This window comes from Candidatus Hakubella thermalkaliphila, assembly GCF_013281975.1.
Lineage (GTDB): Bacteria > Actinomycetota > Humimicrobiia > Hakubellales > Hakubellaceae > Hakubella > Hakubella thermalkaliphila.
Genome location: NZ_BLRZ01000186.1, coordinates 1 through 2392 on the forward strand (window position 1 = coordinate 1; position 2392 = coordinate 2392).

General features: G+C 46.1%; 4 protein-coding genes. 2 read left to right on the forward strand and 2 right to left on the reverse strand.

The annotated features are described in order from the left end of the window. Positions 1–1169: radical SAM protein (locus HW443_RS10675; protein ID WP_219853967.1), on the forward strand; the 1169-nt coding region annotated here is incomplete at its 5' end. After that, positions 1156–1344, forward strand: coding sequence for a hypothetical protein (locus HW443_RS10680; protein ID WP_176231925.1), 189 nt, complete (start codon positions 1156–1158; stop codon positions 1342–1344). The genes HW443_RS10675 and HW443_RS10680, both read left to right, overlap by 14 nt. Positions 1345–1385: 41 nt before the next feature. Here HW443_RS10680 and HW443_RS13450 read toward each other — a convergent pair whose 3' ends face one another. After that, positions 1386–1706, reverse strand: a complete 321-nt coding sequence (locus tag HW443_RS13450; protein ID WP_246273387.1) for a hypothetical protein — start codon at positions 1704–1706, stop codon at positions 1386–1388. A gap of 48 nt (positions 1707–1754) precedes the next feature. Beyond that, positions 1755–2219, reverse strand: a complete 465-nt coding sequence (locus HW443_RS13455; RefSeq protein ID WP_246273389.1) for a zinc ribbon domain-containing protein — start codon at positions 2217–2219, stop codon at positions 1755–1757. Positions 2220–2392: the final 173 nt, after the last annotated feature.

The window sequence follows — 2392 nt, forward strand, 5'->3', positions numbered from 1 at the left end:
AACCCGAATCTTCTGTCGATCTTTCTTATCACTTGCATCTAACAGCTTTGGATAAGCTGCGGGGGGACGAGGTGGTCTTCTACAAAGGTACAAGTGCGGCTGTTAGAGATCAGGCGTGGGACATAATCTATATCACCACTCTATTTACCTTCCAATGGAAGATGACCATAGAGACTATCAAATTCTATCAGCGGAACAAGTTGAAAAACAACAATATCAAGGTTGGGGGGATTCTTGCGTCTCTTTTGCAGAAGGATGTAGAGAATGAGACGGGCATAACACCTCACTTCGGCCTCTGGGAAGAAGTAGACAGAATGCCCCCTGATTACACGCTGACTAGCGGCGTCTACAACTACTACACGAACAATGCCAGCATCGGATACATGACGAAAGGGTGCAAGAATCGGTGCTCATACTGCGCTGTACCCAGGTTGGAGCGAGAATTCGTCCCATTCATCCCTCTAGAGAAGCAGATAGACCCTAACAAGAAGGATCTGATATTGCTCGACAACAATGTCTTAGCTTCGCCTGAATTCCCCCGAATAGTAGAAGAGATACAGAAGCACGGGTTCCAGAAGGGGGCTATGTTCGGAAAGGCACATCGCTATGTGGATTTCAATCAGGGAGTCGAGGCAAAGCGCCTTACAGAGGAGAACATGGAACTCCTGAGTAAGTTGGCCCTTAAGCCTTTGCGAATAGCTTTCGACGACATCAAGCTCCAAAAGCTGTATATAGAGAAAGTGTACCTCGCTCACAAGTACGGAATCAGACGCTTATCCAACTACATACTGTTCAACCATAACGACACCCCAGAAGACTTCTACAGGAGGCTGCAGGTCAATATCGAACTTAACGAGGAACTGGGATTGAGTATCTTCTCCTTCCCAATGAACTATGTCCCTCTTGATGCTAAAGACAGGAAATATGCGGGTCCAAACTGGACCAAGACACAACTAAGAGGTATACAATGTATCCTACACGCGACTCATGGGGTCGTAGGTCCTAGGAGGCCATTCTTTGAAAAGGCTTTTGGGAAGGACGCGGACGAATTCAAGTACATAATTGAGCAGCCTGAGGAAATCATCTTCCATCGTGAAGACATGAAGGCGTATAGAGACGACCTTGTTACCGCCTTGAGTAGGGAGGGGGATATAAATGAGCGGCCCTGAGAAGTACCATCTGAATGTGCAGGCATTAGCTGTTCAGCAAAGGCCACCTGAATACGCTGATTCAGAAGAATTCTTAAACGAGTATGATTTTTTCGTCTTTGAGCTATCTTCAAAGGACGTCCTGAAGATTGCCAAGTTCTCCCCACGTAGCGAGTCACCAGGGTATATATACTGACACCCTTAGGAAGTAGACACGGTATCATTCAACTTCACCTACTACCTCAGGCCGGCAATATCCAGAAAAGCCCTTGCCTTCTTTCCCAGCGGATCAACTAAACTTTTTAGTGCCGCATATTGCTCTGAAAGGGTAAAACCCACCATCTGTTCGAAAACATCCTCTTTGGTGCCCCCAGTAGGATGATCTTTGAACAATTTCTCTATATCATCCTTCATCAGAAATGAAAAGGGCGGGTTTAGCTTTACATCGACAATAGCCTTGTTCTGCACATAGATTTTCTCAAAAATCGCCCTTAGGAGGTTTTTCCTTTGCTCGTAGTTAAACCTCTGATGGAGATATGAAAGCGTGCTGGCTACCACAATGCATTTATCCAGGAAGTCCAGGGGGTCCTCGTAGTCTACCTCAAGCTAGCTGAGTCTGGCTTCTGCCTCTCTCCTCTTCTCGGCGTATTTTTTCTCCATCTTTTCGTAAATCTCTCTGGCTACCTTCCCGCCTAGCATCTCATCCAAAAGCTTCATTTCTTTACTCTCAAAGTCTTCAATGGTTCTTTTGAGCGTCTTAACCTCTTTTTCGGCAATCCGCTTTCTCCTCCGGGCAATCTCTTGCATCTCTACCTTTAGAAGCTCTAACAGCTTCTTTGGTGGCTGGAGTCTCTCATAAAGGGCTTCCAGTTGATCGTCAAGGAGCTTTACCGGAATATAAGGCTGATTACATTTTCCCTTGTGGAGATTGGGAAGGCAGCGGTAATAGCTTCCCCTGGGATGGATTTCTCCAGTTAGTTTTTGACCACAAGCCCGGCAATAAATAATGCCTCTCAAAAGGAATTCTAACTTTCCCTTCTCGCCGGTATCAACACTTCTCCTCTTCAGCACCTCTTGAAGCCGATAAAAAAGTTCGGGCGGGATGATAGGTTTGTGTCTACCTTTGTATTCTTTCCCCTGCCACTCCAGCCTGCCAATGTGGCTCTTCTCCTTTAAGTGTGGGTAACCAGCCTAAAAGCACCCCGTATCTTCAGGAAGAAATACTGCATATCTCTATACCCATA